The 370-nt window shown below is 50.0% G+C and carries 1 protein-coding gene; it reads right to left on the minus strand.

The genetic code is table 11. The features are described from left to right. Window positions 1-370, minus strand: a 370-nt coding sequence (locus B2899_RS08860) for an AMP-binding protein (protein ID WP_286885168.1), incomplete at both ends; no start/stop codon positions are given.

Consider the following 370-nt stretch of genomic DNA (forward strand, 5'->3'; position numbering starts at 1 on the left):
ATCATATCTTTTTTACGATCCACGATAAAGATGTAGCCCTCATGGTCTTTATAGGCGATATCGCCCGTATGCAACCAGCCGTCTACAATTGTTTCTGCGGTCGCTTCCGGCATATTGTAGTAGCCCTGCATGACGTTCGGACCCTTTACAAGAAGTTCTCCGTCTTGATTTTCCGCAAGCTCGTTTCCTTTCTCGTCAACGATACGCACTTCTACGCCAGGGAGCGGCTTGCCGATCGATCCGGGCTTTTTCTCGCCGTCCAGCGGATTTAAGCTAACGACAGGAGATGCTTCTGTTAGGCCGTATCCTTCTACGAGCGGAATGTTGTATTGGCGGTTGAATAGATTCAGTACTTCCACCGGCATCGGCG

The sequence above is a fragment of the Aneurinibacillus sp. UBA3580 genome (genome assembly GCF_002375825.1).
In the GTDB taxonomy this organism is placed as follows: Bacteria; Bacillota; Bacilli; order Aneurinibacillales; family Aneurinibacillaceae; genus Aneurinibacillus; species Aneurinibacillus danicus.